The 446-nt window shown below is 61.9% G+C and carries 1 rRNA gene; it reads right to left on the reverse strand.

The annotated features are described in order from the left end of the window. Positions 1-446 (reverse strand): 23S ribosomal RNA (locus ACR9ZK_RS21690); the annotation flags it as partial.

A 446-nucleotide genomic window follows, 5' to 3' on the forward strand; every position in this document is an offset into this window, starting at 1 on the left:
CCCTTGGACGTGGACAACCATCGCCACGCGGAGGCTACCTTCCTGCGTCACTCCATCGCTTGACTACTACCCGCTCGGGCCGTGCGCTCCACACACCCGATGAGACCGAAGTCTCGGTGGGCGTGCTTCAGGCACTTAGCATCACGGGGGTCATCAGGGGCGGTTCTTCGCCGGTTCCGGAATATCAACCGGATGTCCATCGACTACGCCTGTCGGCCTCGCCTTAGGTCCCGACTTACCCAGGGCAGATTAGCTTGACCCTGGAACCCTTGGTTATTCGGCGGACGGGTTTCTCGCCCGTCATTCGCTACTCATGCCTGCATTCTCACTCGTGTAGCCTCCACGGCTGGATCACTCCGCCGCTTCCCTGGCAACACGACGCTCCCCTACCCATCAACACGCCTGGACACCGGTCCCGCAGGAGCCGGTGCCGAGCAGTATGTCAA

The organism is Monashia sp. HAY1-5C, from assembly GCF_056755255.1.